Origin of the sequence: Pseudomonas sp. LFS044, from assembly GCF_047978245.1 — a bacterium.
GTDB lineage: Bacteria > Pseudomonadota > Gammaproteobacteria > Pseudomonadales > Pseudomonadaceae > Aquipseudomonas.
This window is the reverse complement of the sequence record NZ_JBFPFX010000016.1, coordinates 1-25,560: the sequence shown is the minus strand read 5'-3', so window position 1 is coordinate 25,560 and position 25,560 is coordinate 1. Positions and strand designations below refer to the sequence as shown.

Genomic DNA, 25,560 nt, shown 5'->3' with positions numbered 1-25,560 from the left:
ATTTCCGGGCGCTTGCGCCTTCTTTAGTCTTTGCCTACGCAGTCATTCCAACAAGAAGGTGCAGGCATGAGCGAGGCGATTTCGAACGCGACCACCGGCGAGACGCTGGTCAGCTTCCGTGGTGTGCAGAAGAGCTACGACGGCGAATCGCTGATCGTCAAAGACCTCAACCTGGACATTCGCAAAGGTGAGTTCCTCACCCTGCTCGGCCCCTCCGGGTCGGGCAAGACCACCAGCCTGATGATGCTGGCCGGTTTCGAGACACCTACCGCCGGTGAGATCCAGCTGGCCGGGCGCTCCATCAACAACGTGCCGCCACACAAGCGTGACATCGGCATGGTGTTCCAGAACTACGCATTGTTCCCGCACATGACCGTGGCCGAAAACCTCGCCTTCCCGCTGAGCGTGCGCAACCTCAGCAAGACCGACATCAGTGAGCGGGTCAAGCGCGTGCTGGGCATGGTCCAGCTCGATGCGTTCGCCAAGCGCTACCCCGGCCAGTTGTCCGGCGGCCAGCAGCAGCGTGTGGCCCTGGCCCGGGCGCTGGTGTTCGAGCCGCAACTGGTGCTGATGGACGAACCACTCGGCGCGCTCGACAAGCAGTTGCGTGAACACATGCAGATGGAGATCAAGCACATCCACCAGCGCCTTGGCGTGACGGTGGTCTACGTGACCCATGACCAGGGCGAAGCGCTGACCATGTCTGACCGCGTGGCGGTGTTCCATCAGGGCGAGATCCAGCAGATCGCCGACCCTCGCACCCTCTATGAAGAACCACGCAACACCTTCGTCGCCAACTTCATCGGCGAGAACAACCGCATCAACGGCACCTTGCTGGCCAGCGACGGCAACCGTTGCCAGGTGCAACTGGCCCGTGGGGAGCGGGTCGAGGCACTGGCGGTGAACGTTGGCCAGGCCGGCGACCCGGTGACCTTGTCGGTGCGCCCGGAGCGCGTGCGCCTCAATGGCCACAGCGAAAATTGCGTCAACCGCTTCTCGGGCCGTGTGGCCGAATTCATCTACCTGGGCGACCACGTGCGGGTGCGCCTGGAAGTCTGCGGCAAGGCCGACTTCTTCGTGAAGCAGCCGATTGCCGAACTTGACCCGGCCCTGGCCGTGGGTGATGTGGTACCGCTCGGCTGGGAAGTGGAGCACGCGCGCGCGCTCGATCCGATTGCCGAAGCCCACTGATGGATTGCTTCACCAACCCTGTACTGTGGAGAGAATAATAATGCGCAAGCAGCTGAAACTGACCGCCCTGGCCCTCGGCCTGTTCGCCGCCGGCCAGGCCATGGCGGCAGACCTGACCGTGGTTTCCTTCGGCGGCGCCAACAAGGCAGCCCAGGTCAAGGCGTTCTACGAGCCTTGGGAGAAGGCCGGCAATGGCAAGATCGTCGCCGGTGAGTACAACGGTGAGATGGCCAAGGTCAAAGCCATGGTCGATACCAAGAGCGTCTCCTGGAACCTGGTCGAGGTAGAGTCGCCAGAGCTGGCGCGCGGTTGCGACGAGGGCATGTTCGAAGAGCTCGACCCGGCGCTGTTCGGGAGCGAGGACGACTATGTACCGGGTGCAATCCAGCCCTGCGGTGTCGGCTTCTTCGTCTGGTCCACGGTGCTGGCCTACAACGCCGACAAGCTCAAGACTGCGCCCACCAGTTGGGCCGATTTCTGGGATACCAAGCAGTTCCCGGGCAAGCGTGGCCTGCGCAAGGGCGCCAAGTACACCTTGGAGTTCGCCTTGATGGCCGACGGGGTCGCGCCGAAGGAAGTCTACAAAGTGCTGGCCACCAAAGAAGGCCAGGACCGCGCCTTCAAGAAACTCGACGAACTCAAGCCAAGCATCCAGTGGTGGGAAGCTGGCGCCCAGCCGCCACAGTACCTGGCGTCGGGTGACGTGGTCATGAGTTCCGCCTACAACGGCCGCATCGCCGCCGTGCAGAAAGAGAGCAACCTCAAGGTGGTGTGGAACGGTGGGATCTACGACTTCGACGCGTGGGCCATCCCGAAAGGCGCCAAGGATGTGGAAGCGGCGAAGAAGTTCATTGCCTTCACCGTCCAGCCTGAGCAGCAGAAGACCTACTCCGAGAACATCGCCTATGGCCCGGCCAACTCCAAGGCCGTCCCGCTGCTGGCGGATGCCGTGAAGAAGGACATGCCGACCACGCCTGACAACATCGCCAATCAGGTGCAGATCGACGTGGCGTTCTGGGCGGACAACAGCGAGCAGCTGGAGCAACGCTTCAACGCCTGGGCGGCGAAGAAGTAAACACTGGGTGCCGCTACGCGGCTCATCGCCGGCAAGCCGGCCCCCACAGGTGAGGTGAAAGCCTGGGGGTGTGGCAGCCGGTTTGCCGGCGATGGGCTGCGCAGCAGCCCCAATTACAGCCTGTTTTGCGGAGTCCACCATGGCCATTGCAGTGCCCCTCACCGAAGGCGCAGGTCCAAATCTGAAACAGCGCCTCAAGCATGCCGAGCGCATCAACCGCTGGAAGGCGCAGGCGTTGATCGCGCCGCTGGCGCTGTTCCTGCTGCTGGTGTTCCTGGTGCCGATTGCGGCGCTGCTGTACAAAAGCGTCGGCAACCCCGAAGTGGTCGCTGGCCTGCCTCGCACCGTCGAAGCGGTGCAACAGTGGGATGGCAAAGGGCTGCCGGGCGAGGACGTGTACAAAGCGCTGAGCCTTGACCTGCCTGAGGCGCGCAAGAACCAGTCGCTGGGCGACCTGTCCAAGCGCTTGAACATGGAACTGGCCGGTTATCGCAGCCTGTTGTCGAAGACTGCCCGGGCGCTGCCGTTCAAGGCCGAACCTGCTTCCTACAAGGAAGCGCTGCAGGCCCTTGACGAACGTTGGGGGGACCCTGCGTACTGGCAGGCGGTGCGCCGCAACACCAGCAGCGTCACGTCCTATTACCTGCTGGCGTCGGTCGACCACCGTATCGACGATCTCGGCGAACTGGCCAAGGCCACCCCCGACCAGGCCATCTACCTGGACATCTTCGCCCGTACCCTGTGGATGGGTGTAGTGATCACCGTCATTTGCCTGCTGCTGGCGTACCCGCTGGCCTACCTGCTGGCCAACTTGCCGACCCGGCAGAGCAACTTGCTGATGATCCTGGTGTTGCTGCCGTTCTGGACCTCGATCCTGGTGCGGGTGGCGGCGTGGATCGTACTGCTGCAGTCAGGCGGCCTGATCAACAGCGCGCTGATGGCGATGGGCATCATCGACCAGCCGCTGGAACTGGTGTTCAACCGCACCGGCGTGTACATCTCGATGGTGCACATCTTGCTGCCGTTCATGATCCTGCCGCTGTACAGCGTGATGAAAGGTATTTCGCCGAGCTACATGCGCGCCGCCATCTCGCTGGGCTGCCACCCGTTCGCCAGCTTCTGGCGGGTGTACTTCCCGCAGACCTACGCAGGCGTTGGCGCGGGTTGCCTGCTGGTGTTCATCCTGGCCATCGGCTACTACATCACCCCGGCGCTGCTCGGCAGCCCGAACGACCAAATGGTCAGCTACTTCGTTGCCTTCTATACCAACACCAGCATCAACTGGGGCATGGCCACCGCGCTGGGCGGCCTTCTGCTTCTGGCGACCGTGCTGCTGTACCTGATCTATAGCTGGCTGGTTGGCGCCAGCCGCCTGCGCCTGAGCTGAGGAGCCTTGTGATGCTTAGCCCCTACATGTCGCCCGTGGAGCGGGTGTGGTTCTACAGCCTGCGGATTCTGTGCGGCCTGATCCTGCTGTTTTTGGTGTTGCCGGTGCTGGTGATCGTGCCGCTGTCGTTCAACAGTGGCAGTTTCCTGGTCTACCCGCTGCAGGGCTTCTCGCTGCAGTGGTATCAGGATTTCTTCGCCTCGGCCGAGTGGATGCGTGCGCTGAAGAACAGCATCATCGTCGCCCCCGCGGCTACGGTGCTGGCGATGGTCTTCGGCACATTGGCGTCGATCGGCCTGACCCGCGGGGACTTTCCCGGCAAGTCGCTGGTGATGGCGCTGGTGATTTCGCCAATGGTGGTGCCGGTGGTGATCATCGGGGTGGCCAGCTACCTGTTCTTCGCCCCGCTGGGCATGGGCAACAGCTTCATCTCACTGATCCTGGTGCACGCGGTGCTGGGTGTGCCGTTCGTCATCATCACCGTGTCGGCCACGCTGCAGGGTTTCAATTACAACCTGGTGCGTGCGGCGGCCAGCCTGGGCGCCTCGCCGTTGCTGGCCTTTCGCAAGGTGACGTTGCCGCTGATCGCGCCTGGGGTGATCTCGGGGGCACTGTTCGCCTTTGCCACCTCGTTCGATGAAGTGGTGGTGACGCTGTTCCTCGCCGGGCCTGAGCAGGCCACCCTGCCTCGGCAGATGTTCAGCGGCATCCGCGAAAACCTGAGCCCGACGATTGCGGCGGCGGCGACGTTGTTGATCGCCTTCTCGGTGGTGCTGTTGCTGACCTTGGAGTGGCTACGCGGGCGCAGCGAGAAGCTCAGGACTCAACAGCCCGCCTGATGATGGGCTGCCTGCGCCGGCCCCTTCGCGGCTAAAGCCGCGCCCACAGGGATTGCGCAGGTCGCCAGCTTGCACAGAATCTGTGTGGGCGGCTTTAGCCGCGAAGAGGCCGGAACAGGTTAAAACGGTTACAATGCGCGCCACCGTGATTCTGCCAACAGGTGCGCCATGCAGCCCTACGCTATTGCCCCCTCCATTCTGTCCGCCGATTTCGCCCGCCTGGGTGCCGATGTCGATGCCGTGCTGGAAGCGGGCGCCGACATCGTCCACTTCGATGTGATGGACAACCACTACGTACCCAACCTGACCATCGGCCCGATGGTCTGCACAGCGCTGCGCAAGTACGGCGTGACTGCGCCGATCGACGTGCACCTGATGGTCAGCCCGGTCGACCGCATCATCGGCGACTTCATCGAAGCCGGTGCCAGCTACATCACCTTCCACCCGGAAGCCTCGCAGCACATCGACCGCTCGCTGCAGTTGATCAAGGACGGTGGCTGCAAGGCCGGCCTGGTGTTCAACCCGGCCACCAGCCTGGACGCGCTGAAGTACGTGATGGACAAGGTCGACATGGTGCTGCTGATGAGCGTCAACCCAGGCTTCGGTGGGCAGAAGTTCATCCCTGGCACCCTCGACAAGCTGCGCGAAGCCCGCGCGCTGATCGACGCCAGCGGCCGTGACATTCGCCTGGAAATCGACGGTGGGGTCAACGTCAACAATATCCGTGAAATCGCTGCCGCTGGCGCCGATACGTTCGTGGCTGGCTCGGCCATCTTCAATGCGCCGGACTACCGTGAAGTCATCGCCAAAATGCGCGACGAACTGGCTCAGGCGCGCCCATGAGCGGCTTCGAGCAGCTGTTCCCGGGGACGCTGCCCAGGCTGGTGATGTTCGATCTGGACGGTACCCTGATCGATTCGGTCCCCGACCTGGCTGCAGCCGTCGACCGCATGCTGCTCGAATTGGGCCGACCGGCCGCAGGGCTCGATGCCGTGCGGCACTGGGTCGGCAACGGCGCACCGGTGCTGGTGCGCCGTGCGCTTGCCGGTGGCCTCGATCACTCGGCAGTCGATGACGAACTGGCCGAACGTGGCCTGGCGCTGTTCATGGAGGCGTACGCCGAAAGCCATGAACTGACAGTGGTCTACCCCGGTGTGCACGACACGCTGCGCTGGTTGCGCAAGCAGGGTGTGGAGATGGCGCTGATCACCAACAAGCCGGAGCGCTTCGTCGCCCCGTTGCTCGACCAGATGAAGATCGGCCGCTATTTCCGCTGGATCATCGGCGGTGACACCCTGCCACAGAAAAAGCCCGACCCTGCCGCCTTGCTGTTCGTCATGAAAATGGCGGGCGTCGAGCCAGGCCAGGCGCTGTTTGTCGGCGATTCGCGCAGTGACGTGCTGGCGGCCAAGGCTGCCGGTGTGCAGTGCGTTGGCTTGAGCTATGGCTACAACCATGGCCGGCCTATCGATGAAGAGTCGCCCACCCTGGTAATCGGCGACTTGCGCCTGTTGCTGCCTGGTTGCGTAGTCACCGACACTGGGATAACGTTGGCGGACCTTCAAGCCTCACAAGACAGAGAGCCCACCGTGGTGGTTACTGGCAAATTCTGGATGAAAGTCATCAAGGCCCTGGCCCGTTGGCGTTGGCGCGCCTGACTTCTACCCGCCGGCGCCTGCCGGCCCGTCCGTTTGCCTGACTCTTACTGTTGCCCCGAGGCTACTCATGACCCGCGAAGAATTCCTGCGCCTGGCTGCTGCCGGCTACAACCGCATCCCCCTGGCCTGTGAAACCCTGGCCGACTTCGATACCCCCCTGTCCATCTACCTGAAGCTTGCCGACCAGGCCAACTCGTACCTGCTCGAATCCGTACAGGGCGGCGAGAAGTGGGGCCGTTATTCGATGATCGGCCTGCCTTCTCGTACGGTTATGCGGGTGCATGGTTACCACGTGAGCATCCTGCAGGATGGCGAAGAAGTCGAAAGCCACGATGTGGAAGACCCACTGGCCTTCGTCGAAACCTTCAAGGACCGCTACAAGGTCGCCGACATCGCTGGCCTGCCGCGCTTCAATGGCGGCCTCGTCGGTTACTTCGGCTACGACTGTGTGCGTTATGTGGAAAAACGCCTGGGCGCCTGCCCGAACCCGGACCCGCTGGGCGTGCCGGACATCCTGTTGATGGTCTCGGATGCCGTGGTGGTGTTCGACAACCTGGCCGGCAAGATGCACGCGATCGTCCTGGTCGACCCGTCAGAGGAGCAGGCCTTCGAACAGGGCCAGGCACGCCTGCAAGGCCTTTTGGCCAAGCTGCGTGAGCCGATCACCCCGCGCCGAGGCCTGGACCTGAGCCGCCCGATGGCCGCTGAGCCGGCCTTCCGCTCCAGCTTCACTCAGGGTGACTACGAGCGGGCGGTGGACACGGTCAAGGAATACATCCTGGCCGGCGACTGCATGCAGGTGGTGCCTTCCCAGCGCATGTCGATCGACTTCAAGGCGGCGCCCATCGACTTGTACCGTGCGCTGCGTTGTTTCAACCCGACGCCGTACATGTACTTCTTCAACTTCGGTGACTTCCACGTGGTCGGCAGTTCGCCTGAAGTGCTGGTACGGGTGGAAGACAATCTGGTTACCGTACGCCCGATTGCCGGCACCCGCCCGCGCGGGGCTACCGAAGAGGCGGACCGTGCGCTGGAAGACGACCTGCTGTCGGACGACAAGGAAATTGCCGAGCACTTGATGCTGATCGACCTGGGCCGCAACGATGTGGGCCGTGTGTCGTCCACCGGTAGCGTGCGCCTGACCGAGAAGATGGTGATCGAGCGTTACTCGAACGTCATGCACATCGTTTCCAACGTCACCGGCCAGCTGGCTGAGGGCCTGACCGCCATGGACGCCCTGCGGGCGATTCTGCCAGCGGGCACGTTGTCGGGTGCGCCGAAGATCCGTGCGATGGAGATCATCGACGAGCTGGAGCCGGTCAAGCGTGGCGTATACGGTGGTGCGGTGGGCTACTTTGCCTGGAACGGCAACATGGACACCGCGATTGCTATTCGCACAGCGGTGATCAAGGACGGCGAACTGCATGTGCAGGCCGGTGGCGGTATCGTCGCCGACTCGGTGCCGGCGCTGGAATGGGAAGAAACCATCAACAAGCGCCGGGCAATGTTCCGCGCAGTGGCGCTGGCCGAGCAGACGCCTGCCGAGTAGAGCGCAGGGGCTGCCTTGCAGCCCAATCGCCGGCAAGCCGGCTCCCACAGGTATCGCGCAGGGCTTGTCGGAGCGGCACTGCCGGCAGGGTGGGAGCCGGCTTGCCGGCGAGGGGCCGTAACAGGTTGGCTTAGAAATCCAGGGTTATCCCCAGGCTGACCCCTTGCTGGGTCAACTCATCACTCTTGCGCCAGCTGTAGTTCCCTCGCAAATGCACCCCGGCCACCAGCTCATGGCTCAGCCCCAGGCTGGCGCGGGTCAGATTGCTGTTTGGCGTATATCCGGTAAGCGTGAAGTCATTGTCCGGCAGTGTCGTCAGGTGCATCGTCAGGTCCTGCTGGTCATCCTCGAACTCATGCTCGCGCGCCACCTCGGCGAACACCCGCGTACCCGGCACCAGCTGCACACTGCCCAGCAGGCCTGCGCCCAAGCGCCGCGAGGTGCGCTCCTGGTCGTCGAAGCCCAGCGCCGTGGAGCGCCCACTCTTTTCGTCATAGCCATCGACTTTGACCCGCGCATAGTCGGCACTGACGAATGGCGCCAGTTGCCAGGTGCTGCTGTCGGGCGCCAGGTTATAGCCCAGCCGGCCCGTCACCGCCCAGGCTTCGCCATTGCTGTCGCCTTTCTCGCTGCGGTCATTCACACCCAGTGCGAACGTGCGCTTGAGGTCGCGGTAATCCAGGTGCCCGGCGCTCAGCGCAGCGTCGGCCCACCAACGGTCGTGACGGAACTGGGCGAAGGCGCTGGCCAAGTAGCTGTCGAGCTTATAGTCCGAGTCCTGTTCACCTGCCTCCAGTTTCTGCCGATAGACACCACCGGCAAGCCCGACCCGCCATGCGTCGTTGAGCCGGTAGCTGCCCCCCAGGGTCAGGTTATAGCCGCGCCCGTCGGCATTGGCCGCACTGCGCTGGCTGTCGAAATCCAGGTCTTGCGCACCGGTGGCGACAAAGGCCTGCCATTGGCCGACCGCTTGCCAGGGTGCCTGCCACTGGTTGCGCAGCTCGTCCTGGTGCGCGCGCAGGCTGGCGTGGGCCATTTCCGGCAGCAGCGTCAGCTCCCAAGGGGCGGAAAGGATCGAGTAGCCATAGTCCGCAATCAACTGCTGGCCGGCGATGGTCGGGTGCACCGAATCATCGAACAGTAGCTTGGTTGGGTCGGGGTTGCTGCCGTTGATGCCATACACCGGGTTTTCCACGCAACTGTCGCCGCTGTAGCAAGTGCCGATCAGGTTCTGGCCGCTGGCCAGGCCGAACTGCGTCGGGTTGGCCACGGCTTCGCTCAGCAGCACCGGAATGTTCAGCGGGATGATCTCGGCGTCGATCTGGCCCAGTTGGCCGACCAATGCCTGGTTGAACACGGCGGACAGCTGCGACAGCGGGTTTTGTTGCGGGGTGCCGCTGAAGTTCGGTGTCTGGCCAAGGTCCGGGAGCAGCCAGACCATGATGTAGCGCGCCCCACCTTGTTGCAAGGCCTGGGCGCTGGCGGCCAGGCGTGAGCCTGCGGCCGCGGCGTCGGCAGGGCTGTTTACCAAGCCCTGCAGAAAATCGTTACCACCGCCGGTCAGGTAATAGAGCGCGTTGGGGTCGGCGCGCAGGCCGTTTGCCAGGTAGCCGGGGCGCTCTCGAAGTACGGCTCCAGCACCGTTGGTGCCGGGAGGAACGACGAGCTGGGAAGTCTGCGTGATGGAGTCGAGAATCTGCTGGGTAGTGTAGCCACCCACGGCCCAGTTGTTGCCATCGGGGCGTATCCCTAGTGACGTGGACGGGTTCAGATCATCCGGGCTTACGCCCAATCGCCCGCCAAGAATCATCGGTGAGACAGGTGCGAAGTTGCCATTCTCGTCACGATTGGTAAACCGCATGCCCGCCGTACCGCCGCTCAGGTCGGGAAACTGCCCGGCATCGGCCAGGCTGTCACCGAACACGATCATGCTCGAGTAAGGGGAGGGGGCAGCGAACGCCTGGCTGCACGCCAGCGCCAATGTAGCCACGGTAAAGCGCAATAACGGTGGTTTTCGCATCGATGAACATCCTTTTCATTGTTTTTATGAGAACAACTCGAGCGACCATAGCAAATCGCGGGGCATAGCTCCCAAGTCCATTCGTTTCGTGTGTTTACCGGGATATTGCGCCCGCCGCCCCGGTAGGCTACTGTGCCTGCAAGTATGAGCGAGACCTATCCCGTGTTGATCGTCAGCAAACTCTTGATGCGCGTTATCAAGGCCCACGCCCGTTGGCGTTGGCGCGCCTGACTTTATCTCTTGCCGGCCCGCCCGGCCCGTCCCTGTATGCCTTCCTGTCCGATTTCGAGCGCCCTTAGTGGCAGCGCCGTGTCTGTTTATGGCGTAGGAAGGTTCGACTTTTAAAGTCAGTAGATTCTAGAGGTTTAGCCTGATGTTACTGATGATCGACAATTACGACTCATTCACTTACAACGTCGTGCAATACCTTGGCGAGTTGGGTGCCGACGTCAAGGTCATGCGCAACGACGAAATCACCGTTGCCGAGATCGAAGCCCTCAACCCTGAGCGCATTGTCGTCTCGCCTGGCCCGTGCACACCGAGCGAAGCCGGTGTTTCAATCGAAGCCATCCTGCATTTCGCCGGCAAGCTGCCGATTCTTGGTGTATGCCTGGGCCACCAGTCCATTGGCCAAGCCTTTGGTGGTGAGGTCGTCCGGGCCCGCCAGGTGATGCATGGCAAGACCAGCCCGGTATACCACCGTGACCTGGGCGTGTTCGCCGGCCTCAACAACCCACTTACCGTAACCCGCTACCATTCCCTGGTGGTCAAGCGCGAAACGCTGCCTGATTGCCTGGAGGTGACCGCCTGGACAGCCCATGACGACGGTTCGGTCGACGAGATCATGGGCCTGCGTCACAAGACCCTGAATATTGAAGGGGTGCAGTTCCACCCCGAGTCCATCCTGACCGAGCAGGGCCACGAGCTGTTCGCCAACTTCCTCAAGCAGACCGGCGGCCGCCGCTAAGGACCGAGCATGGATATCAAGAGCGCGTTGAGCCGTATCGTCGGCCAACTGGACCTTTCCACCGAAGAAATGCGCGACGTCATGCGCCAGATCATGACCGGCCAGTGCAGCGAGGCGCAGATCGGTGCCTTCCTCATGGGCATGCGCATGAAAAGCGAAAGCATCGATGAGATCGTCGGTGCGGTGTCGGTGATGCGCGAACTGGCCGACAAGGTCGAGCTGAAAAGCCTCGATGGCGTCGTCGACATCGTTGGCACCGGCGGTGATGGTGCCAACATCTTCAACGTTTCCACTGCCTCCTCGTTCGTCCTGGCGGCGGCGGGCTGCACCGTGGCCAAGCATGGTAACCGCGCGGTATCCGGCAAGAGCGGCAGTGCCGACCTGCTGGAAGCCGCCGGCATCTACCTGAACCTGACGCCGGTACAGGTCGCGCGCTGCATCGACAGCCTGGGCATCGGTTTCATGTTCGCCCAGAGCCATCACTCCGCTATGAAACATGCCGCCGGCCCGCGTCGCGACCTGGGGCTGCGCACCCTGTTCAACATGCTTGGCCCGCTTACGAATCCGGCCGGTGTGAAGCACCAGGTGGTTGGCGTGTTCAGCCAGGCGCTGTGCCGCCCTCTGGCCGAAGTGCTGCAACGCCTGGGCAGCAAGCATGTGCTGGTGGTGCATTCGAAGGATGGCCTGGACGAATTCAGCCTGGCGGCACCCACCTTCGTCGCTGAGCTGAAAAATGACCAGATCACTGAATACTGGGTCGAGCCGGAAAACCTCGGCATGAAGAGCCAGAGCCTGCATGGCCTGGCGGTCGAGAACCCACAGGCATCGCTGGAGCTGATCCGTGATGCGCTGGGCCGGCGCAAGACCGAAAACGGCCAGAAGGCTGCAGAAATGATCGTGCTCAACGCGGGCGCGGCCCTGTATGCCGCCGACCATGCAATGACCCTGGCGCAGGGTGTTGAACTCGCCCACGACGTACTGCATACCGGGCTGGCCTGGGAGAAGCTGCAGGAGCTGGGTGCATTTACGGCGGTATTCAAGGTGGAGAACGAAGCATGAGTGTCCCGACGGTGCTGGAACGGATCATCGCCCGCAAGTTTCAGGAAGTGGCCGAGCGCAGCGCGCGCGTCAGCCTTGCCGAGCTGGAGCAGCTTGCCAAGCAGGCCGATGCGCCACGCGGCTTCGCCAATGCGTTGATCGAGCAGGCCAAGCGCAAGCAGCCTGCAGTGATCGCCGAAATCAAGAAGGCCTCGCCGAGCAAGGGTGTCATCCGCGAGAACTTCGTGCCGTCGGAAATTGCCGTCAGCTATGAGAAGGGCGGGGCGACCTGCCTGTCGGTGCTGACCGACGTGGACTACTTCCAGGGGGCGGATGAGTACCTTCAGCAGGCACGTGCCGCTGTTTCGCTGCCTGTGATCCGCAAGGACTTCATGGTCGACCCTTACCAGATCGTCGAAGCCCGTGCCCTGGGTGCCGACTGTGTGCTGCTGATCGTATCGGCGCTGGACGACGTGAAGATGGCCGAGCTGGCTGCTACGGCTAAGGATGTCGGCCTTGATGTACTGGTTGAAGTGCACGATGGCGATGAACTGGAGCGTGCGTTGAAAACCCTCGACACACCACTGGTGGGTGTCAACAACCGCAACCTGCATACGTTCGAAGTCAGCCTGGACACCACACTCGACCTGCTGCCACGCATCCCACGTGACCGCCTGGCCATTACCGAGAGCGGCATTCTGAACCGTGCTGATGTCGAATTGATGGCGATCAACGAGGTCTATTCGTTCCTGGTGGGTGAGGCGTTTATGCGGGCGGAGCAACCGGGGCTGGAATTGCAGCGGTTGTTCTTCCCGGACCAGGTGAAGAAGACTGTTCAGCAACTGGACTGATCAAGACGAAGCCGGCTTTTGCCGGCTTTTTTGTTTGCCTGAATCAAAGGTGGCCAATGACTGACCAACCCCTGGCTTTGACCGTCGAACAAGGTCTGCACGCCGAACAGGACCTGCTGGCAGCGGTATGCCGCGGTGAACGCGACTACGGCGTGTTGTTTTGGCGCCCGACTGACCATGCCCTGGTCATGCCCCGGCGCATGAGCCGGCTGGACAACTTCGAAGCGGCCTGTTCGGAGCTGGCGATCGCTGGCTGGCCAGTGCTGCTTCGCGAAACCGGTGGCGAGCCGGTGCCGCAGTCGCATGCCACGGTGAATGTGGCGCTGGTGTACGTAGCGCCGCGCAGCGAGGGCGACCACGGCCGCATCGAAAACGCTTACGAGCGCCTGTGCCTGCCGTTGTGCGATGTGCTGCGCGAGTGGGGGGGTGTGGCTTCGGTCGGCGAAATCGACGGTGCCTTCTGCGATGGCCGCTTCAACGTCAACCTCAATGGCCGCAAGTTGGTCGGCACCGCCCAGCGCTGGCGCCAGGGCCTGGGTGGCAAGCGGCCGGTGGTACTGGTGCACGGTGCGTTGTTGCTGGATAACGAGCGAGAGTCGATGGTGGCTGCGGTCAACAGTTTCAATGAGTGTTGCGAACTGGAGCAGCGCTGCCGTGCCGACAGCCACATCGCCCTGCATGAAGTGGCACCCCAGGCGCCCTGGTTCGAGCGCCTGTCGCAGGCCTACGAAGAAGTACTGGCGAACCTGCCAAAAGATTAACGGGTACCGTAGACCACCATGGTCTTGCCCTTGACCTGGACCAGGCTGCGTTCCTCGAGGTCCTTGAGGACGCGGCCGACCATTTCCCGCGAGCAACCGACAATACGGCCAATTTCCTGACGGGTTATCTTGATTTGCATGCCGTCCGGGTGGGTCATGGCGTCCGGCTGTTTGCACAGGTCAAGCAGGCAGCGGGCAACCCGGCCAGTCACGTCGAAGAAGGCCAGGTCGCCGACCTTGCGTGTGGTGTTGCGCAGGCGTTGGGCCATCTGGCTGCCGAGGGCGTAGAGGATGTCCGGGTCTTGCCGGGCCAGGTCGCGGAACTTGTCGTAGCTGATTTCCGCCACTTCGCATTCGGTCTTGGCGCGCACCCAGGCGCTGCGTTGCTGGTCGCTGCCCGCCGTTTCGAACAGGCCTAGCTCACCAAAGAAATCGCCATTGTTGAGGTAGGCGATGATCATCTCGTGGCCTTCGTCATCTTCGATGATGATGGTGACTGAACCCTTGAGGATGAACGACAGCGTTTCGGCTCGGTCACCGGCGCAGATGATGTTGCTCTTGGCGGTGTAGCGGCGGCGCTGGCAGTGCACCAGCAGCTTGTCGATGTTCTTGATCTTGGCGGGTAGGGCTGAGGCAACCATCACGAAATCCTGTTCGATGCGACGCATAGGCTCTTGTTTGAGGTTGGCTGACGCGACGCGTCAGTCAATTGGCGCCAGCTTATCAGACACTGCAGGATGTTTCGGCACAAATGCGACGCGTGTTGAGCTTTTCCGACAGCCATACAAGGCTTAAGCTGACACCCTTTTGCGAAATCCAGGAGTATGGACAGATGAAGGCACGCATCCAGTGGGCCGGTGAAGCGATGTTCCTCGGCGAATCGGGGAGCGGCCACGTCGTGGTGATGGATGGCCCGCCCGAAGCTGGCGGTCGTAACCTGGGCGTGCGCCCTATGGAAATGCTCTTGCTCGGCCTGGGTGGCTGCAGCAGCTTCGACGTGGTGAGCATCCTGAAAAAATCGCGCCAGGCCGTGGAAAGCTGTGAAGCCTTCCTGGAAGCCGAGCGCGCCAGCGAAGACCCGAAGGTGTTCACCAAGATCCACATGAATTTCGTGGTGAAGGGCCGTGCGCTGAAAGAAGCGCAGGTCAAGCGTGCGGTGGAGCTGTCGGCCGAGAAGTACTGCTCGGCGTCGATCATGCTGGAGCGCGCCGGTGTGGAAATTACCCACGGCTACGAGATTGTAGAGCTGGGTTGACTCCGCTTGTCCGGGGCCGCGCAGTGGCCCCGGCGATCCTCAGTTGCGCAAGGCAGGCAGAGCGGCCATCAACCAGCTTGGTACGCGACGTCGCACTGACTGGCTCAAGTGCTCCCGGCGCTTCTGATACGCCAGCCCCAAACCGATGACCCCCAGCCCGATCAGCGTCACCACCACCGGGAACAGCAGCGATTCGGCAAACACCTCGTAAGACAGATAGCCCAGATAAGCCGCCACCCCCAACGCTCCGAACACCATGAACAGCGGCCTGCTTAGCAGCACCGCCATGGCCATCAGCGCAAGGTTGACCAGGCAATACAACGCCTTGCCCAGTTCACTGTCGCTTTCCATCATTGTCAGCCCACCCCAGAACGCCGCGAGCCCTGCCAGGTAACCCCAGTGGGCATAGTCCTCACGGGTACGGCCGTCGACCACCAGAAACACCAGCAGCAGCCCAAGCCCGAACCACAGCGAAACCGTGCGCCGCTGCTCCCAGCTGAACGGCGAGCCGAACACCCATTCGCTAAGGTCCATCGACATGAACCACAGCGCGATGGCAATCGGCATCACGATGAACGGGTACGGGATCAAGCGCAGCATCAGCAGACCGGCGACCACCGTGGCCGCTTCCATCACCAGCCAGCCGCCCTGCACGTAGGTGTAATACTGGTGATAGTCCGTTTGCCGATCATCCAGCGGCCACCATCCGGCCAGGCGCTCGATGGCGAAGACCGCCAAAGGCACGATGCTCACCGCAACCGCCGCCAACACGCCAGCGGCGATAGGCTGCTGGCGCCTTTGCAGGCTGAGGGCGAAGGTGGTGAGCAGGGCGATGTAAAGCGCGGCCGTGCCCAGCAGTGCCCAATCGCCGATGCGCATCCAGGCTTCGGTGAGTAGCCAGCCCATCGCTCCCATGATCAGCAGGGCGCCGAAGTAGAAAGCGACGTGGCTCAGTTGGAAACTGCCTCGCGTGGCTGGCTGCTGGCGCAGAAAGTCCAGCAGGGCCTGATCCTGGCCCGGCTGGAGAATGCCGGCTTGCACGGCGCGCGCCAGGTCCTTGGCGTCGATACGGTCCGTCATGGGCGTGCCCTTAGATGCGGTAGGTGCTCTTGGTCATGACCTTGGCCAGCATGCTCATGCCAAAGCGGACGGGCGCGGGGAAGCGATAACCGCCGGCTTCGAGGGCCGACTCGGCATGTTGCTCTTCATCCACCCGCATCTGTTCGAGAATGGCGCGGGACTTCTCGTCCTCGTCGGGGATTTGCTCCAGGTGCTCGTCCAGGTGTTTGCACACCTGATGCTCAGTGGCAGCGACGAAGCCCAGGCTGACCTTGTCGCTGACCAGGCCGGCGAGGGCGCCGATGCCGAACGACATCCCGTAGAACAAAGGGTTGAGGACGCTCGGGTGGCTGCCTAGCTGGCGGATGCGCTGTTCGCACCAGGCCAGGTGGTCGATTTCTTCTTCGGCAGCGTGTTCCATTGCCTTGCGCACCTGCGGCAATTTGGCGGTCAGGGCCTGGCCCTGATACAGCGCCTGGGCGCAGACTTCGCCGGTATGGTTGATGCGCATGAGCCCGGCAATGTGCCGGGTCTGGCTGTCGTCCAGTTCGACGTCCGGCTGGACGATGGCCGGCGACGGCCGGGACGGTTGGCCGCTGAAAGGCAGCAAGGTGCGCATGGCGGTATCGGCCTGCAGCAACAAGCGGTCGAGCGGCGAATAGTGACGTTCGGTAGCCATCGGGCACCTCCGCTGAAGTGATGCCCGACAGTTTACCTCAATCGCCCGAGGCGGGCTTGCCTTGGGTCAGCCCGGTGGCCAGTGCATCTGGCGTTGGCCGAGCACGTGCATATGGATGTGGTAGACGGTCTGCCCACCTTGCTCGTTGCAGTTCATGACCACGCGGAAGCCATCATCGCAGCCAAGTTCCTTGGCCAGGCGCTGGGCGGTGAACAGGATATGACCGGCAAGGCCCTTGTCGTCCTCGGTCAGGTCATTGAGGGTACGGATGTGTTTTTTCGGGATGACCAGAAAATGCACCGGCGCCTGGGGCGCGATATCGTGGAACGCCAGAACCTGGTCGTCCTCGTAGATGATCTTGGCCGGGATCTCCCGGTTGATGATCTTGATGAATAAATCGTCCACAGCACTTGCTCCATGGTGAGGGTCCCGGCCGAGTGTACTGAGCCAGGCGCCACTCGCCCAGTGGCTATTCCATTCCGACCGGGCAGTAGCGGCGGTGGATGAAGCCTGCAAGCTTGCGCGTCAGCCAGCGGGGCAGCAGGCGCGGAGCGAAGGCCAGCCACTGGTTACGCCGCACCGGCATGATCAGCGCACGGTTCTTGGCCAGCGCGCGTACGGTATACAGCGCCACTTCCTCAGGGCTCAGGCAGCGGCTGTTGCCATCGAGCCTGGGAATGGGCCGGCGCGAAGCGCGCACCGGGCCGGGGCACAGGACCGAAACCCTGATGCCGGTGGGCTTGAGCTCTTCGCGCAAGGCTTCGCTGAAGTTCAGCACGTAAGCTTTGCTGGCAGCATAGGTGGCCATCGAGGGGCCGGGTGCGAAGGCGGCCAGGCCTGCGACATTGAGGATCTGCCCGCCGCCCTGGACCGCCATAAGGTTGCCGATGGCATGGCACAGCCGGCTCATGGCAAGGATGTTGACCTCCAGCAGGTCTTGCTCGTCTGCCCATTCGTGGGCGAGGAACGGGCCATAGGTTCGCTGGCCGGCGCAGTTGACCAGCAGGTCGATGCGCCGCTCGCCTTCTTCCAGTTCCAGCACAAAGCCGGACAGGCGCAGCGGCTGGCTCAGGTCGCAAGCGCGGAACAGTACTTCGACGCCGAAGCGCTGGGTCAGCTCGATGGCCACGGGTTCAAGCGTTTCGCGATGGCGTGCCACCAGGATCAAGTTGCGCCCGCGCCGCGCCAGGGCTTCCGCCAGGGCCAGGCCCAGGCCGCTGGAAGCACCAGTGATCATGGCGTAACGGGTCATGCAAGGCTCCTGGGGGCTAAAGAGGGCGCCTAGTGTACAGCTTGGCCAAGCAAGGTGTTGCGTTTTGCTACGAGGCCTTGGTGCACATCGATTTGCTGTGTTTCAGGGCTGACTGGTACTCGCCGTGCAGGCGCTCGATCAGCGCCGTGGCAGAGGGCAGGTCATGGATATCGCCGACACCTTGGCCAGCGGACCATACCGTCTTCCAGGCCTTGGCTTCATCGTCGATGGGTTTGAGTTTGCCCTGCTCAGTGGCGTTTTTCAGTGCGGCCATGTCATAGCCGGCACGTTCCAGGCTCGGGCGCAGGAAGCTGGCCGGGATGCCCGACACCGCCGGGGTGTGGACAATGTCCGCAGCATGGGCGCCGAGCAGCATCTGTTTATAGGCATCCTGCGCATGGCTTTCCTGGGTAGCGATGAAGCGGGTACCCATGTACGCAAGGTCCGCCCCCAGCAATTGAGCGGCAAGAACCTCATGCCCATGGTTGATGCAACCGGCCAGCAGCAATGTCTTGTCGAAGAACTGGCGTATTTCAGCTACCAGGGCGAACGGGCTCAGGGTGCCCGCATGCCCACCGGCACCCGCCGCAACGGCGATCAGACCATCGACACCCGCCTCGGCGGCTTTCTCGGCATGGCGCCGGGTAGTTACGTCATGGAACACCAGGCCGCCATAGCTGTGGACGGCATCCACCACCTCCTTCACGGCGCCGAGGCTGGTGATGACAATCGGCACGCGATGCTCGACGCACAGTGCCAGGTCAGCCTGCAGGCGCGGGTTGGTGGGATGGACGATCAGGTTGACCGCATACGGTGCTGGCGCCTGCAACTGCGCCAGGCCCGCTTCGATCTCTTCAAGCCAAGCCTTGAAACCGGCGCTGTCGCGCTGGTTCAGGGCGGGGAAGCTGCCGACAACGCCGCTGCCGCAGCAGGCCAGGACCAACCCGGGGTTGGATATCAGGAACATCGGCGCAGCTACGACGGGCAAGCGCAGGCGTTGTTCAAGCGAGGCGGGCAGGGACATGGGCGAGTCTCCGGTGCAGGATGGTTATCGTCAGAACGGTTTGACCACCACGAGAATTACGATGCCCAGCAGGATCAGCACCGGGACCTCGTTGAACCAGCGGTAGTACACATGGCTGCGGGTGTTGGTGCCGTTGGCGAAGCGTTTGCGCTGGGCGCCACAGATGTGATGGTAGCCGGTGAGCAGGATTACCAGTGTGAGCTTGGCGTGCAGCCAGCCTTGGCTCAGCCAGCCCGGGGTGAGGTAGAGCATCCAGGCGCCGAACACATAGGTGGCGATCATCGCCGGGTTCATGATGCCGCGATACAGCTTGCGCTCCATGGTCGTGAAGCGTTCCTGGCTGATGCTGTCCTGGCTCTGGGCGTGGTAGACGAACAGCCGCGGCAGGTAGAACAGGCCGGCGAACCAGCAGACCACGCTGACGATGTGCAGCGCTTTGATCCATAGGTAAAGCATGGAGAGAGTTCCTTCAGGTATTCACGGTCGTCAGATAGTAGAGGCCAAGCACCCGAAGGGTCACCCGAAGAGTTGTTACAGGCGCCTTGCGCCCCTATTATCGTGCGCTTTCCAGACGGCTCGTTGATAAGGGGCAAGCGTTATGATCAAGGTCGGTATCGTCGGCGGCACGGGTTACACCGGCGTCGAACTGTTGCGTCTGCTGGCACAGCATCCACAGGCCGAAGTGGCGGTCATCACTTCGCGTTCCGAGGCGGGCGTGGCGGTCGCCGACATGTATCCGAACCTGCGCGGCCACTATGACGGCCTGGCATTCAGTGTGCCCGACAGCAAGGCTCTGGCTGCCTGCGACGTGGTGTTCTTCGCTACCCCGCACGGTGTCGCCCATGCCCTCGCGGGTGAGTTGCTGGCTGCTGGCACCAAGGTCATCGACCTGTCGGCTGACTTCCGTCTGCAGGACGCTGACGAGTGGGCCAGGTGGTACGGCCAGCCGCACGGTGCCCCAGAGCTGCTCAAGGATGCGGTCTACGGCCTGCCTGAAGTCAACCGCGAGAAGATTCGCCAGGCGCGCCTGATTGCCGTGCCGGGTTGTTACCCGACCGCGACCCAGCTCGGTTTCCTGCCGCTGCTCGAAGCCGGCCTTGCCGACCCGTCGCGCCTGATCGCCGATTGCAAGTCGGGCGTCAGTGGCGCTGGCCGTGGTGCTGCCGTGGGCTCGCTGTTCTGTGAGGCAGGCGAGAGCATGAAGGCCTATGCGGTCAAAGGTCACCGTCACCTGCCGGAAATCAGCCAAGGCCTGCGCCTGGCTGCCGGCAAGGACATCGGCCTGACCTTCGTGCCACACCTGACCCCCATGATCCGCGGGATCCATTCGACCCTGTACGCCACCGTCGCCGACACGTCGGTCGACCTGCAGGCACTGTTCGAAAAGCGTTATGCAGACGAACCGTTCGTCGACGTGATGCCTGCTGGCAGCCACCCGGAAACCCGCAGTGTGCGCGGCGCCAACGTCTGCCGGATTGCCGTTCATCGCCCGCAGGGGGGTGACCTGGTGGTGGTGCTGTCGGTCATCGACAACCTGGTCAAGGGCGCGTCCGGCCAGGCCGTGCAGAACCTGAACATCCTGTTCGGCCTTGACGAGCGCATGGGGCTGTCCCACGCTGGTCTGCTGCCGTAAGCGATTGCCGGTTGAACAGGCCCGCCGCGTGCGGGCCTTTTTGTTTGCCGCGACTAAAGCCGCACAATTGTTGACCGATTTTCTCGGAGAAGCGGATAATGCGCGTCATCGAGTTTTATGGCGGCTACTGCGCCGGGAGAATCAACATGAGCGTCGAAACCTTCACCCCCACGGCTTTGGAATTCACTCACGGCGCCGCGCAAAAGGTGAAGACCCTGGTTTCCGAGGAAGGCAATGATCGTCTGAAACTGCGTGTTTTCGTGACCGGCGGTGGCTGCTCGGGCTTCCAGTACGGTTTCACCTTCGATGAGGATGTGGCCGAAGATGACACCATCGTCGAGCGCGAAGGTGTGTCGCTGGTGGTTGACCCCATGAGCTACCAGTACCTGGCGGGCGCCGAGGTGGACTATCAGGAAGGCCTGGAAGGTTCTCGCTTCGTGATCAAGAACCCTAACGCAGCCACTACCTGTGGTTGTGGGTCGTCTTTCTCGATTTGACGCCGCGTTGAACGAAAACGCCGCGCAATTGCGCGGCGTTTTGCATTGCGGCCTGCACTGTCCTTGCAAGGTCAGGCCGGGTAGATCGCGCCGAGAACGCGTAACCCCTTGGCTGCCGTCACGCTGGGGCGGTTAGCGGGAATACCTTCCAGGCAGCAATGGGCAAGCCAGGCAAAGGCCATGGCTTCGACCCAGTCCGGGTCCACGCCATGCGCCCCGGTGCTGGCGACCTGCGCATCGGGCAGCAGCGCGCCGAGGCGGGCCATCAACGCACCATTGCGCGCGCCGCCACCGCACACCAGTAGCGCTTCGGTGCTTTGTTGGGCGTTACGCAAGGACTCGATGATGCTTTGCGCGGTCAGCTCCAGCAGGGTGGCCTGGACATCCTGATCACGGTAGTGCGGCAGCCGAGCGAGGTGGCCATCCAGCCAGGCCAGGTTGAACACTTCGCGGCCGGTACTCTTCGGGCCGCTGCCCGCGAAGAACGGGTCGCTCAGCAGGGTGCTGAGCAGGTCGGCCTGCACAATGCCACTGGCAGCCCAGGCACCATCGGCATCATAAGCCTGGCCGTGCTTGCGCTCGATCCAGGCATCCAGCAGCACGTTGCCTGGGCCGCAGTCGAAGCCATGTACCGGCTTGTCGTGCTCGATCAGGCTGAGGTTGCTGAAGCCGCCAACATTAAGGACAGCCAGGCGCTGGCCGAGGTGGTTGAACAGCGTCTCGTGGAAAGCTGGCACCAGCGGTGCGCCCTGGCCGCCCGCCGCCACATCGCGGCGGCGGAAGTCGGCTACCACGCTGATGCCGGTAAGCTCGGCGAGCAGTGCCGGGTTGCCGATCTGCACGGTGAAGCCTCGGGCAGGCTCATGGCGAATGGTCTGGCCGTGGCTGCCGATGGCGCGAATGGCATGAGCCGGTAGACCCTGCTTTGCCAGCAATTGCTGAATACCTTCGCCCGTCAGGTTGGCCCAGCGGTTTTCCGCCAGTGCGGCACGCGCGATCTCGTCAGGGCCGCTGGCGCACAAGGCAAGCAATTGCTGACGCAGGTCGCTTGGCATCGGCACGTAATGCGTGGCGAGCAGTTCGAGCTGCTCGCCTTGTTCGATCAAGGCGATGTCCAGGCCATCGAGGCTGGTGCCTGACATTACCCCCAGGTAAAGCGGCATACGTCAGCGCTTGTTCGCTGCGAGCATGGTGGCCTTTTCCTGATCCATACGCGCGATCAGTGGCTGGCTCTGCTGCAGGAAACGCTGGCGCTCGGCTTTGGCGATCGGGTCGGACATCGGTACTTTCTGGCTCAGTGGGTCTACGTGCACGCCGTTGACCTGGAACTCATAGTGCAGGTGCGGGCCGGTGGAAAGGCCGGTGGTGCCGATGTAGCCGATGATCTGGCCCTGTTTCACGCTGCTGCCGGTCTTGATGCCTTTGGCGAAGCCCTGCATGTGCCCGTAGAGCGTCTTGTAGCTATTGCCGTGGGCGATGATCACGGTGTTGCCGTAGCCACCGCGGCGGCCGGCGAGCTCGATGCGGCCGTCGCCGGCTGCCTTGATCGGCGTGCCGCGCGGGGCCGCGTAATCGACACCCTTGTGCGCGCGGATCTTGTTCAGGATCGGGTGTTTGCGGCCAGCGGAGAAGCGCGAACTGATGCGGGCAAAATCTACCGGGGTACGGATGAACGCCTTGCGCAGGCTGTTGCCGTCGGCCGTGTAGTAGCTGGAGTTGCCCTGCTTGTTGGTGTAGCGCACCGCAGTGTAGGTCTTGCCGCGGTTGGTGAAGCGGGCAGACAGGATATTGCCGGTGCCAACCACCTTGCCGTCCATGACCTTCTGCTCGTAGACGACATCGAATTCGTCGCCTGGACGAATGTCCTGAGCGAAGTCGATGTCGTAGCCAAGCACCTTGGCCATGTCCATGGTCATGCTGTGCGACAGGCCGGCGCGTTGGGCCGAGGCGGACAGCGAGCTCTTGATCACACCGTGGGCGTAAGCAGTGCGTACCACCGGCTTGCTGATTTCACGATCGAAGGTATAACCCTTGGCGGTCTTGGTCAGGCGGATGGTTTCAAGGTTGCTGACCTTGCTATGCAGGCTGGCAAGCTGACCGTCCTTGTCGAGTTCGATCTGCAGCACCTGGCCATGCTTCAGTTGGCTGAACTGCTTGGCCTGCTTGTTGCTGGCCAGTAGGTCGTGCACCGCATTGGCGGGCAGGCCTACCTTGGCGAACAGGGTTGAAAGGGTATCGCCACGCGCCACGGTAACTTCGCGATGCCCAGGCTCCTTGGCCTCGGGCTTCTTTTCGGGGGTTGGGGCTGCCTGGGCTGCTTGCTCGGTCTGTGTTTCGCCGCCTTCGATCTGTGCGAAAGGTGAACCGTGGTCGGCTTGGCCCTGCACCAGAGGTGCGGCCTGGGACTCGTCCTTCAGCTGCTCGGCCGGGCTTTCCAGTTCGAGGCTGAGGGTGGTCTTCTTGGCTTCGACTTCGCTGGACGGGAATACCAGCAGGGCCAGGCTGAGCAGGGCGGCGATGCCGCTGGCGGCCAACAGATGGCTTTTCGGATAAAGCGGGGGCGCTTTAGGCGTTTCGTTGGTCATAGGTAGGTGACTTTTGAAGAAAAATGAATATGGAAAAGATGAATGACATGATGAAGATGAAATAACTGTATAAAATATAACCAAATCCATTTTCACGCAAGGGCGCGTAGACGCCGCAAGCCTGCGGTCAGGTCACATTCCATTGCGAAACTTGTATTTGATGGCCGATCTTGTATGGTTGGCTCCCCTTGAATCTGAGCCTTGCGGGTCTGTCTATGAAGTCGGTTGAAGAGCAGCTGGCGCTTATCAAGCGCGGTGCGGAAGAAGTGTTGGTCGAGTCGGAACTGGTGGAGAAGCTCAAACGCGGCCAGCCTCTGCGTATCAAGGCAGGTTTCGACCCGACTGCGCCTGACCTGCACCTGGGGCACACCGTGCTGATCAACAAGCTGCGCCAGTTCCAGGAGCTGGGCCATCAGGTCATCTTCCTGATCGGTGACTTCACCGGGATGATCGGTGACCCGAGCGGCAAGAGCGCCACACGTCCACCGCTGACCCGTGAGCAGGTGCTGGAGAACGCCGAGACGTATAAACAGCAGGTGTTCAAGATTCTCGACCCGGCCAAGACCGAAGTCGCCTTCAACTCCACCTGGATGGACGCGCTGACCCCGGCCGACTTCATTCGCCTGGCGTCGCAGTACACTGTGGCGCGCATGCTTGAGCGTGATGACTTCGACAAGCGTTACACCACCAACCAGCCGATTGCTATCCACGAGTTCCTGTACCCGCTGGTGCAGGGGTACGACTCGGTGGCACTGAACGCTGACGTTGAGTTGGGCGGTACTGACCAGAAATTCAACCTGCTGATGGGGCGCGAGTTGCAGCGCTCCTACGGCCAGGAAGCGCAGAACATCGTGACCATGCCTTTGCTCGAAGGGCTGGATGGCGTGAAGAAGATGTCCAAATCGTTGGGCAACTATGTCGGTATCCAGGAAGCGCCGGGGGTGATGTACAGCAAGCTGGTGTCGATCCCGGACACGCTGATGTGGCGCTATTTCGAACTGCTGAGCTTCCGTTCGATGGATGAGATCGATCAGTTCCGTGCCGATGTCGCCAATGGCGCGAACCCGCGTGATATCAAGATCAAGCTGGCGGAAGAGATCGTTGCGCGTTTCCACGGTGAAGAAGCGGCGGCCAATGCCCACCGTGCGGCGGGTAACCGCATGAAGGAGGGTGAGTTGCCGGAAGACCTGCCTGAGGTCGAAGTGGCGGCGGCTGAAAGCTTGCCGATCGCTGCTGTGCTGAATCGGGCGGGCCTGGTGAAAAACTCGGCAATGGCGCGTGATCTTCTCAATGGTGGTGCGGTGAAGGTCGACGGTGCGGTGGTTGATCGTGACTTTGTGTTTGCGATTGGCGCGACCCATGTGTGCCAGGCAGGCAAGAAGTCGTTTGCCCGGGTTACCCTCAAGGCAGAGTGATTGCCTGTTGGTGTAGCTATGTAGCTATATAGAAGCGGGGAGGCCGAAAGGCCTCCCCGCTTTGTTTTGTGGGTGGGCTGAGAGGTGCTTGGCTTTGAGGATTCGGCGCCCTTGAGATCGAGCGCCGCCCGCGCGGCGCATCGCGGCTAAAGCCGCTCCTACATTTGTTGCAACGTGCCATTCCAGTCAGGCCATGGTTGTCCGCTTTGGCGCATGGCTGAAGACGAGTGGGGCGCCGGCAGCGCCAGCCGAAATATCACGCCGTGCCAACAAGGCTGACAACTATCCCCTATCAGGCCATGGCACGTTGCAACAAATGTAGGAGCGGGCTTGCCCGCGATGCGCCGCGCGGGCGGCGCTCGATCTCCAAAGCGCTGAACGTGTTGTGGCGGACACCTGGTGGTCTTGATACGGCCTTCGCCGGGAATATTTCAAATAACTGAAATTAACCCTTGACCCGTTTCCAGATCCCCTTATAATGCGCCCCACTTCCAGCGGCATCGGAACGACAAACTCCTTGAGATTCAATGGGTTAAGTAGTTAAGGTGGTGCTGCAAGGGCTACGATCGAATGATCGCAAGCGGTTGAAATGGTGATTGACAGCGCTTCTAAACGCTGTATGATTCACCTCCCGCTACGAGAGATCGCAGCGAGTTAAGTGTTTGAAGCTAAACGAGTTTCTCGGTAAAAACTTCAAAATAAACGCTTGACAGGCTCTGAGGAAAGCGTAGAATGCGCGCCTCGGTTGAGACGAAAAGCTCTTAACCAAACGCTCTTTAACAAATTGAATCAAGCAATTCGTGTGGGTGCTTGTGAGTACGGACT

At 62.1% G+C, this 25,560-nt stretch carries 25 protein-coding genes; 15 read left to right on the top strand and 10 right to left on the bottom strand.

What is annotated here, in order from left to right:
• Positions 1-66: 66 nt before the first annotated feature.
• The 7 genes from ACNQPL_RS15145 (at position 67) to trpE (ending at position 7,699) form a co-directional block, all read left to right on the top strand.
• Complete coding sequence (locus tag ACNQPL_RS15145; RefSeq protein WP_346613669.1) at positions 67-1,191, top strand: ABC transporter ATP-binding protein; 1,125 nt, start codon at positions 67-69, stop codon at positions 1,189-1,191.
• A 40-nt stretch (positions 1,192-1,231) separates the two neighbouring features.
• The gene (locus ACNQPL_RS15140) at positions 1,232-2,266 is read left to right on the top strand and encodes an ABC transporter substrate-binding protein (RefSeq protein ID WP_416467155.1); all 1,035 of its coding nucleotides are present in this window, start codon (positions 1,232-1,234) and stop codon (positions 2,264-2,266) included.
• A 139-nt stretch (positions 2,267-2,405) separates the two neighbouring features.
• Positions 2,406-3,653: an ABC transporter permease gene (locus ACNQPL_RS15135; RefSeq protein WP_346613671.1), complete on the top strand. Its 1,248-nt coding sequence runs from the start codon at positions 2,406-2,408 to the stop codon at positions 3,651-3,653.
• A gap of 11 nt (positions 3,654-3,664) precedes the next feature.
• Positions 3,665-4,492 carry an ABC transporter permease gene (locus ACNQPL_RS15130; protein ID WP_346613672.1) on the top strand — a complete coding sequence of 276 codons (828 nt, stop codon included), beginning with the start codon at positions 3,665-3,667 and terminating at the stop codon, positions 4,490-4,492.
• Between the two features lie 168 nt (positions 4,493-4,660).
• Positions 4,661-5,335 (top strand): ribulose-phosphate 3-epimerase, encoded by a 675-nt coding sequence (gene rpe, locus ACNQPL_RS15125; RefSeq protein ID WP_346613673.1) that lies wholly within the window; start codon positions 4,661-4,663, stop codon positions 5,333-5,335.
• Complete coding sequence (locus ACNQPL_RS15120) at positions 5,332-6,150, top strand: phosphoglycolate phosphatase (protein ID WP_346613674.1); 819 nt, start codon at positions 5,332-5,334, stop codon at positions 6,148-6,150. Before rpe ends, ACNQPL_RS15120 begins: the two co-directional genes overlap by 4 nt.
• 67 nt (positions 6,151-6,217) lie before the next feature.
• Entirely contained in the window at positions 6,218-7,699 is a 1,482-nt protein-coding gene (trpE, locus tag ACNQPL_RS15115) for an anthranilate synthase component I (RefSeq protein ID WP_346613675.1), read from the top strand.
• Between the two features lie 130 nt (positions 7,700-7,829).
• Here the strand turns inward: trpE and estP are convergent, their stop codons facing one another.
• Positions 7,830-9,719 (bottom strand): esterase EstP, encoded by a 1,890-nt coding sequence (gene estP, locus ACNQPL_RS15110; protein WP_416467154.1) that lies wholly within the window; start codon positions 9,717-9,719, stop codon positions 7,830-7,832.
• A gap of 373 nt (positions 9,720-10,092) precedes the next feature.
• Between estP and ACNQPL_RS15105 the strand changes: the two genes are divergently transcribed.
• From ACNQPL_RS15105 to ACNQPL_RS15090, 4 genes are read left to right on the top strand one after another with little or no spacing between them, the layout of a single operon-like run.
• Entirely contained in the window at positions 10,093-10,686 is a 594-nt protein-coding gene (locus ACNQPL_RS15105; protein ID WP_416467153.1) for an aminodeoxychorismate/anthranilate synthase component II, read from the top strand.
• Positions 10,687-10,695: 9 nt separating this feature from the next.
• On the top strand, positions 10,696-11,745 hold the full coding sequence (gene trpD / locus ACNQPL_RS15100; RefSeq protein WP_416467152.1) for an anthranilate phosphoribosyltransferase: 1,050 nt from the start codon (positions 10,696-10,698) through the stop codon (positions 11,743-11,745).
• Positions 11,742-12,575 carry an indole-3-glycerol phosphate synthase TrpC gene (trpC, locus tag ACNQPL_RS15095; RefSeq protein ID WP_416467151.1) on the top strand — a complete coding sequence of 278 codons (834 nt, stop codon included), beginning with the start codon at positions 11,742-11,744 and terminating at the stop codon, positions 12,573-12,575. The genes trpD and trpC overlap by 4 nt, the downstream gene beginning before the upstream one ends.
• Before the next feature lie 56 nt (positions 12,576-12,631).
• Entirely contained in the window at positions 12,632-13,336 is a 705-nt protein-coding gene (locus ACNQPL_RS15090) for a lipoate--protein ligase family protein (protein ID WP_416467150.1), read from the top strand.
• Here ACNQPL_RS15090 and crp read toward each other — a convergent pair.
• Positions 13,333-13,977: a cAMP-activated global transcriptional regulator CRP gene (gene crp, locus ACNQPL_RS15085; protein WP_346613681.1), complete on the bottom strand. Its 645-nt coding sequence runs from the start codon at positions 13,975-13,977 to the stop codon at positions 13,333-13,335. The two genes, ACNQPL_RS15090 and crp, sit on opposite strands and share 4 nt — an antisense overlap.
• A 191-nt stretch (positions 13,978-14,168) precedes the next feature.
• On the opposite strand from crp, the gene ACNQPL_RS15080 reads away from it, so the two are divergent.
• Positions 14,169-14,591 carry an OsmC family protein gene (locus ACNQPL_RS15080; protein WP_016715792.1) on the top strand — a complete coding sequence of 141 codons (423 nt, stop codon included), beginning with the start codon at positions 14,169-14,171 and terminating at the stop codon, positions 14,589-14,591.
• Between the two features lie 39 nt (positions 14,592-14,630).
• On the opposite strand, the gene ACNQPL_RS15075 is transcribed toward ACNQPL_RS15080, so the two are convergent.
• From ACNQPL_RS15075 to hemJ, 6 genes are all read right to left on the bottom strand, one after another.
• Positions 14,631-15,671, bottom strand: coding sequence for a DUF2157 domain-containing protein (locus ACNQPL_RS15075; RefSeq protein ID WP_416467149.1), 1,041 nt, complete (start codon positions 15,669-15,671; stop codon positions 14,631-14,633).
• Positions 15,672-15,681: 10 nt separating this feature from the next.
• On the bottom strand, positions 15,682-16,329 hold the full coding sequence (coq7, locus tag ACNQPL_RS15070; protein WP_346613683.1) for a 2-polyprenyl-3-methyl-6-methoxy-1,4-benzoquinone monooxygenase: 648 nt from the start codon (positions 16,327-16,329) through the stop codon (positions 15,682-15,684).
• Positions 16,330-16,395: 66 nt separating this feature from the next.
• Positions 16,396-16,734, bottom strand: a complete 339-nt coding sequence (locus ACNQPL_RS15065; protein WP_341797412.1) for a histidine triad nucleotide-binding protein — start codon at positions 16,732-16,734, stop codon at positions 16,396-16,398.
• A gap of 64 nt (positions 16,735-16,798) precedes the next feature.
• Complete coding sequence (locus ACNQPL_RS15060; protein ID WP_416467148.1) at positions 16,799-17,581, bottom strand: SDR family NAD(P)-dependent oxidoreductase; 783 nt, start codon at positions 17,579-17,581, stop codon at positions 16,799-16,801.
• A 67-nt stretch (positions 17,582-17,648) separates the two neighbouring features.
• On the bottom strand, positions 17,649-18,605 hold the full coding sequence (locus tag ACNQPL_RS15055) for an NAD(P)H-dependent flavin oxidoreductase (protein WP_416467147.1): 957 nt from the start codon (positions 18,603-18,605) through the stop codon (positions 17,649-17,651).
• A 30-nt stretch (positions 18,606-18,635) separates the two neighbouring features.
• Positions 18,636-19,061, bottom strand: coding sequence for a protoporphyrinogen oxidase HemJ (gene hemJ / locus ACNQPL_RS15050; RefSeq protein WP_346613687.1), 426 nt, complete (start codon positions 19,059-19,061; stop codon positions 18,636-18,638).
• Positions 19,062-19,203: 142 nt separating this feature from the next.
• Here hemJ and argC point away from each other — a divergent pair, with 142 nt between their 5' ends.
• The gene (gene argC, locus ACNQPL_RS15045; RefSeq protein ID WP_346613688.1) at positions 19,204-20,238 is read left to right on the top strand and encodes an N-acetyl-gamma-glutamyl-phosphate reductase; all 1,035 of its coding nucleotides are present in this window, start codon (positions 19,204-19,206) and stop codon (positions 20,236-20,238) included.
• A gap of 146 nt (positions 20,239-20,384) precedes the next feature.
• Complete coding sequence (gene erpA, locus ACNQPL_RS15040; RefSeq protein ID WP_346613689.1) at positions 20,385-20,735, top strand: iron-sulfur cluster insertion protein ErpA; 351 nt, start codon at positions 20,385-20,387, stop codon at positions 20,733-20,735.
• A gap of 71 nt (positions 20,736-20,806) precedes the next feature.
• On the opposite strand, the gene ACNQPL_RS15035 is transcribed toward erpA, so the two are convergent.
• Together ACNQPL_RS15035 and ACNQPL_RS15030 are read right to left on the bottom strand one after the other, a co-directional pair.
• Complete coding sequence (locus tag ACNQPL_RS15035) at positions 20,807-21,898, bottom strand: anhydro-N-acetylmuramic acid kinase (RefSeq protein ID WP_416467146.1); 1,092 nt, start codon at positions 21,896-21,898, stop codon at positions 20,807-20,809.
• Between the two features lie 3 nt (positions 21,899-21,901).
• The gene (locus ACNQPL_RS15030) at positions 21,902-23,320 is read right to left on the bottom strand and encodes a peptidoglycan DD-metalloendopeptidase family protein (protein ID WP_416467145.1); all 1,419 of its coding nucleotides are present in this window, start codon (positions 23,318-23,320) and stop codon (positions 21,902-21,904) included.
• A gap of 215 nt (positions 23,321-23,535) precedes the next feature.
• Between ACNQPL_RS15030 and tyrS the strand changes: the two genes are divergently transcribed.
• On the top strand, positions 23,536-24,735 hold the full coding sequence (tyrS, locus tag ACNQPL_RS15025) for a tyrosine--tRNA ligase (protein WP_416467144.1): 1,200 nt from the start codon (positions 23,536-23,538) through the stop codon (positions 24,733-24,735).
• Positions 24,736-25,560 lie beyond the last annotated feature (825 nt).

Excerpts from the sequence above, each read along its gene's own strand:
- rpe (WP_346613673.1), top strand. The coding sequence starts at position 4,661 with ATGCAGCCCTACGCTATTGCCCCCTCCATTCTGTCCGCCGATTTCGCC.
- crp (WP_346613681.1), bottom strand. The coding sequence starts at position 13,977 with ATGGTTGCCTCAGCCCTACCCGCCAAGATCAAGAACATCGACAAGCTG.
- trpE (WP_346613675.1), top strand. The coding sequence starts at position 6,218 with ATGACCCGCGAAGAATTCCTGCGCCTGGCTGCTGCCGGCTACAACCGC.
- ACNQPL_RS15060 (WP_416467148.1), bottom strand. The coding sequence starts at position 17,581 with ATGACCCGTTACGCCATGATCACTGGTGCTTCCAGCGGCCTGGGCCTG.
- ACNQPL_RS15140 (WP_416467155.1), top strand. The coding sequence starts at position 1,232 with ATGCGCAAGCAGCTGAAACTGACCGCCCTGGCCCTCGGCCTGTTCGCC.
- ACNQPL_RS15035 (WP_416467146.1), bottom strand. The coding sequence starts at position 21,898 with ATGCCGCTTTACCTGGGGGTAATGTCAGGCACCAGCCTCGATGGCCTG.
- ACNQPL_RS15030 (WP_416467145.1), bottom strand. The coding sequence starts at position 23,320 with ATGACCAACGAAACGCCTAAAGCGCCCCCGCTTTATCCGAAAAGCCAT.
- ACNQPL_RS15090 (WP_416467150.1), top strand. The coding sequence starts at position 12,632 with ATGACTGACCAACCCCTGGCTTTGACCGTCGAACAAGGTCTGCACGCC.
- ACNQPL_RS15145 (WP_346613669.1), top strand. The coding sequence starts at position 67 with ATGAGCGAGGCGATTTCGAACGCGACCACCGGCGAGACGCTGGTCAGC.
- ACNQPL_RS15135 (WP_346613671.1), top strand. The coding sequence starts at position 2,406 with ATGGCCATTGCAGTGCCCCTCACCGAAGGCGCAGGTCCAAATCTGAAA.
- trpD (WP_416467152.1), top strand. The coding sequence starts at position 10,696 with ATGGATATCAAGAGCGCGTTGAGCCGTATCGTCGGCCAACTGGACCTT.
- ACNQPL_RS15055 (WP_416467147.1), bottom strand. The coding sequence starts at position 18,605 with ATGTCCCTGCCCGCCTCGCTTGAACAACGCCTGCGCTTGCCCGTCGTA.
- argC (WP_346613688.1), top strand. The coding sequence starts at position 19,204 with ATGATCAAGGTCGGTATCGTCGGCGGCACGGGTTACACCGGCGTCGAA.
- hemJ (WP_346613687.1), bottom strand. The coding sequence starts at position 19,061 with ATGCTTTACCTATGGATCAAAGCGCTGCACATCGTCAGCGTGGTCTGC.
- coq7 (WP_346613683.1), bottom strand. The coding sequence starts at position 16,329 with ATGGCTACCGAACGTCACTATTCGCCGCTCGACCGCTTGTTGCTGCAG.
- trpC (WP_416467151.1), top strand. The coding sequence starts at position 11,742 with ATGAGTGTCCCGACGGTGCTGGAACGGATCATCGCCCGCAAGTTTCAG.
- ACNQPL_RS15105 (WP_416467153.1), top strand. The coding sequence starts at position 10,093 with ATGTTACTGATGATCGACAATTACGACTCATTCACTTACAACGTCGTG.
- erpA (WP_346613689.1), top strand. The coding sequence starts at position 20,385 with ATGAGCGTCGAAACCTTCACCCCCACGGCTTTGGAATTCACTCACGGC.
- ACNQPL_RS15130 (WP_346613672.1), top strand. The coding sequence starts at position 3,665 with ATGCTTAGCCCCTACATGTCGCCCGTGGAGCGGGTGTGGTTCTACAGC.
- ACNQPL_RS15120 (WP_346613674.1), top strand. The coding sequence starts at position 5,332 with ATGAGCGGCTTCGAGCAGCTGTTCCCGGGGACGCTGCCCAGGCTGGTG.
- tyrS (WP_416467144.1), top strand. The coding sequence starts at position 23,536 with ATGAAGTCGGTTGAAGAGCAGCTGGCGCTTATCAAGCGCGGTGCGGAA.
- estP (WP_416467154.1), bottom strand. The coding sequence starts at position 9,719 with ATGCGAAAACCACCGTTATTGCGCTTTACCGTGGCTACATTGGCGCTG.
- ACNQPL_RS15075 (WP_416467149.1), bottom strand. The coding sequence starts at position 15,671 with ATGACGGACCGTATCGACGCCAAGGACCTGGCGCGCGCCGTGCAAGCC.
- ACNQPL_RS15080 (WP_016715792.1), top strand. The coding sequence starts at position 14,169 with ATGAAGGCACGCATCCAGTGGGCCGGTGAAGCGATGTTCCTCGGCGAA.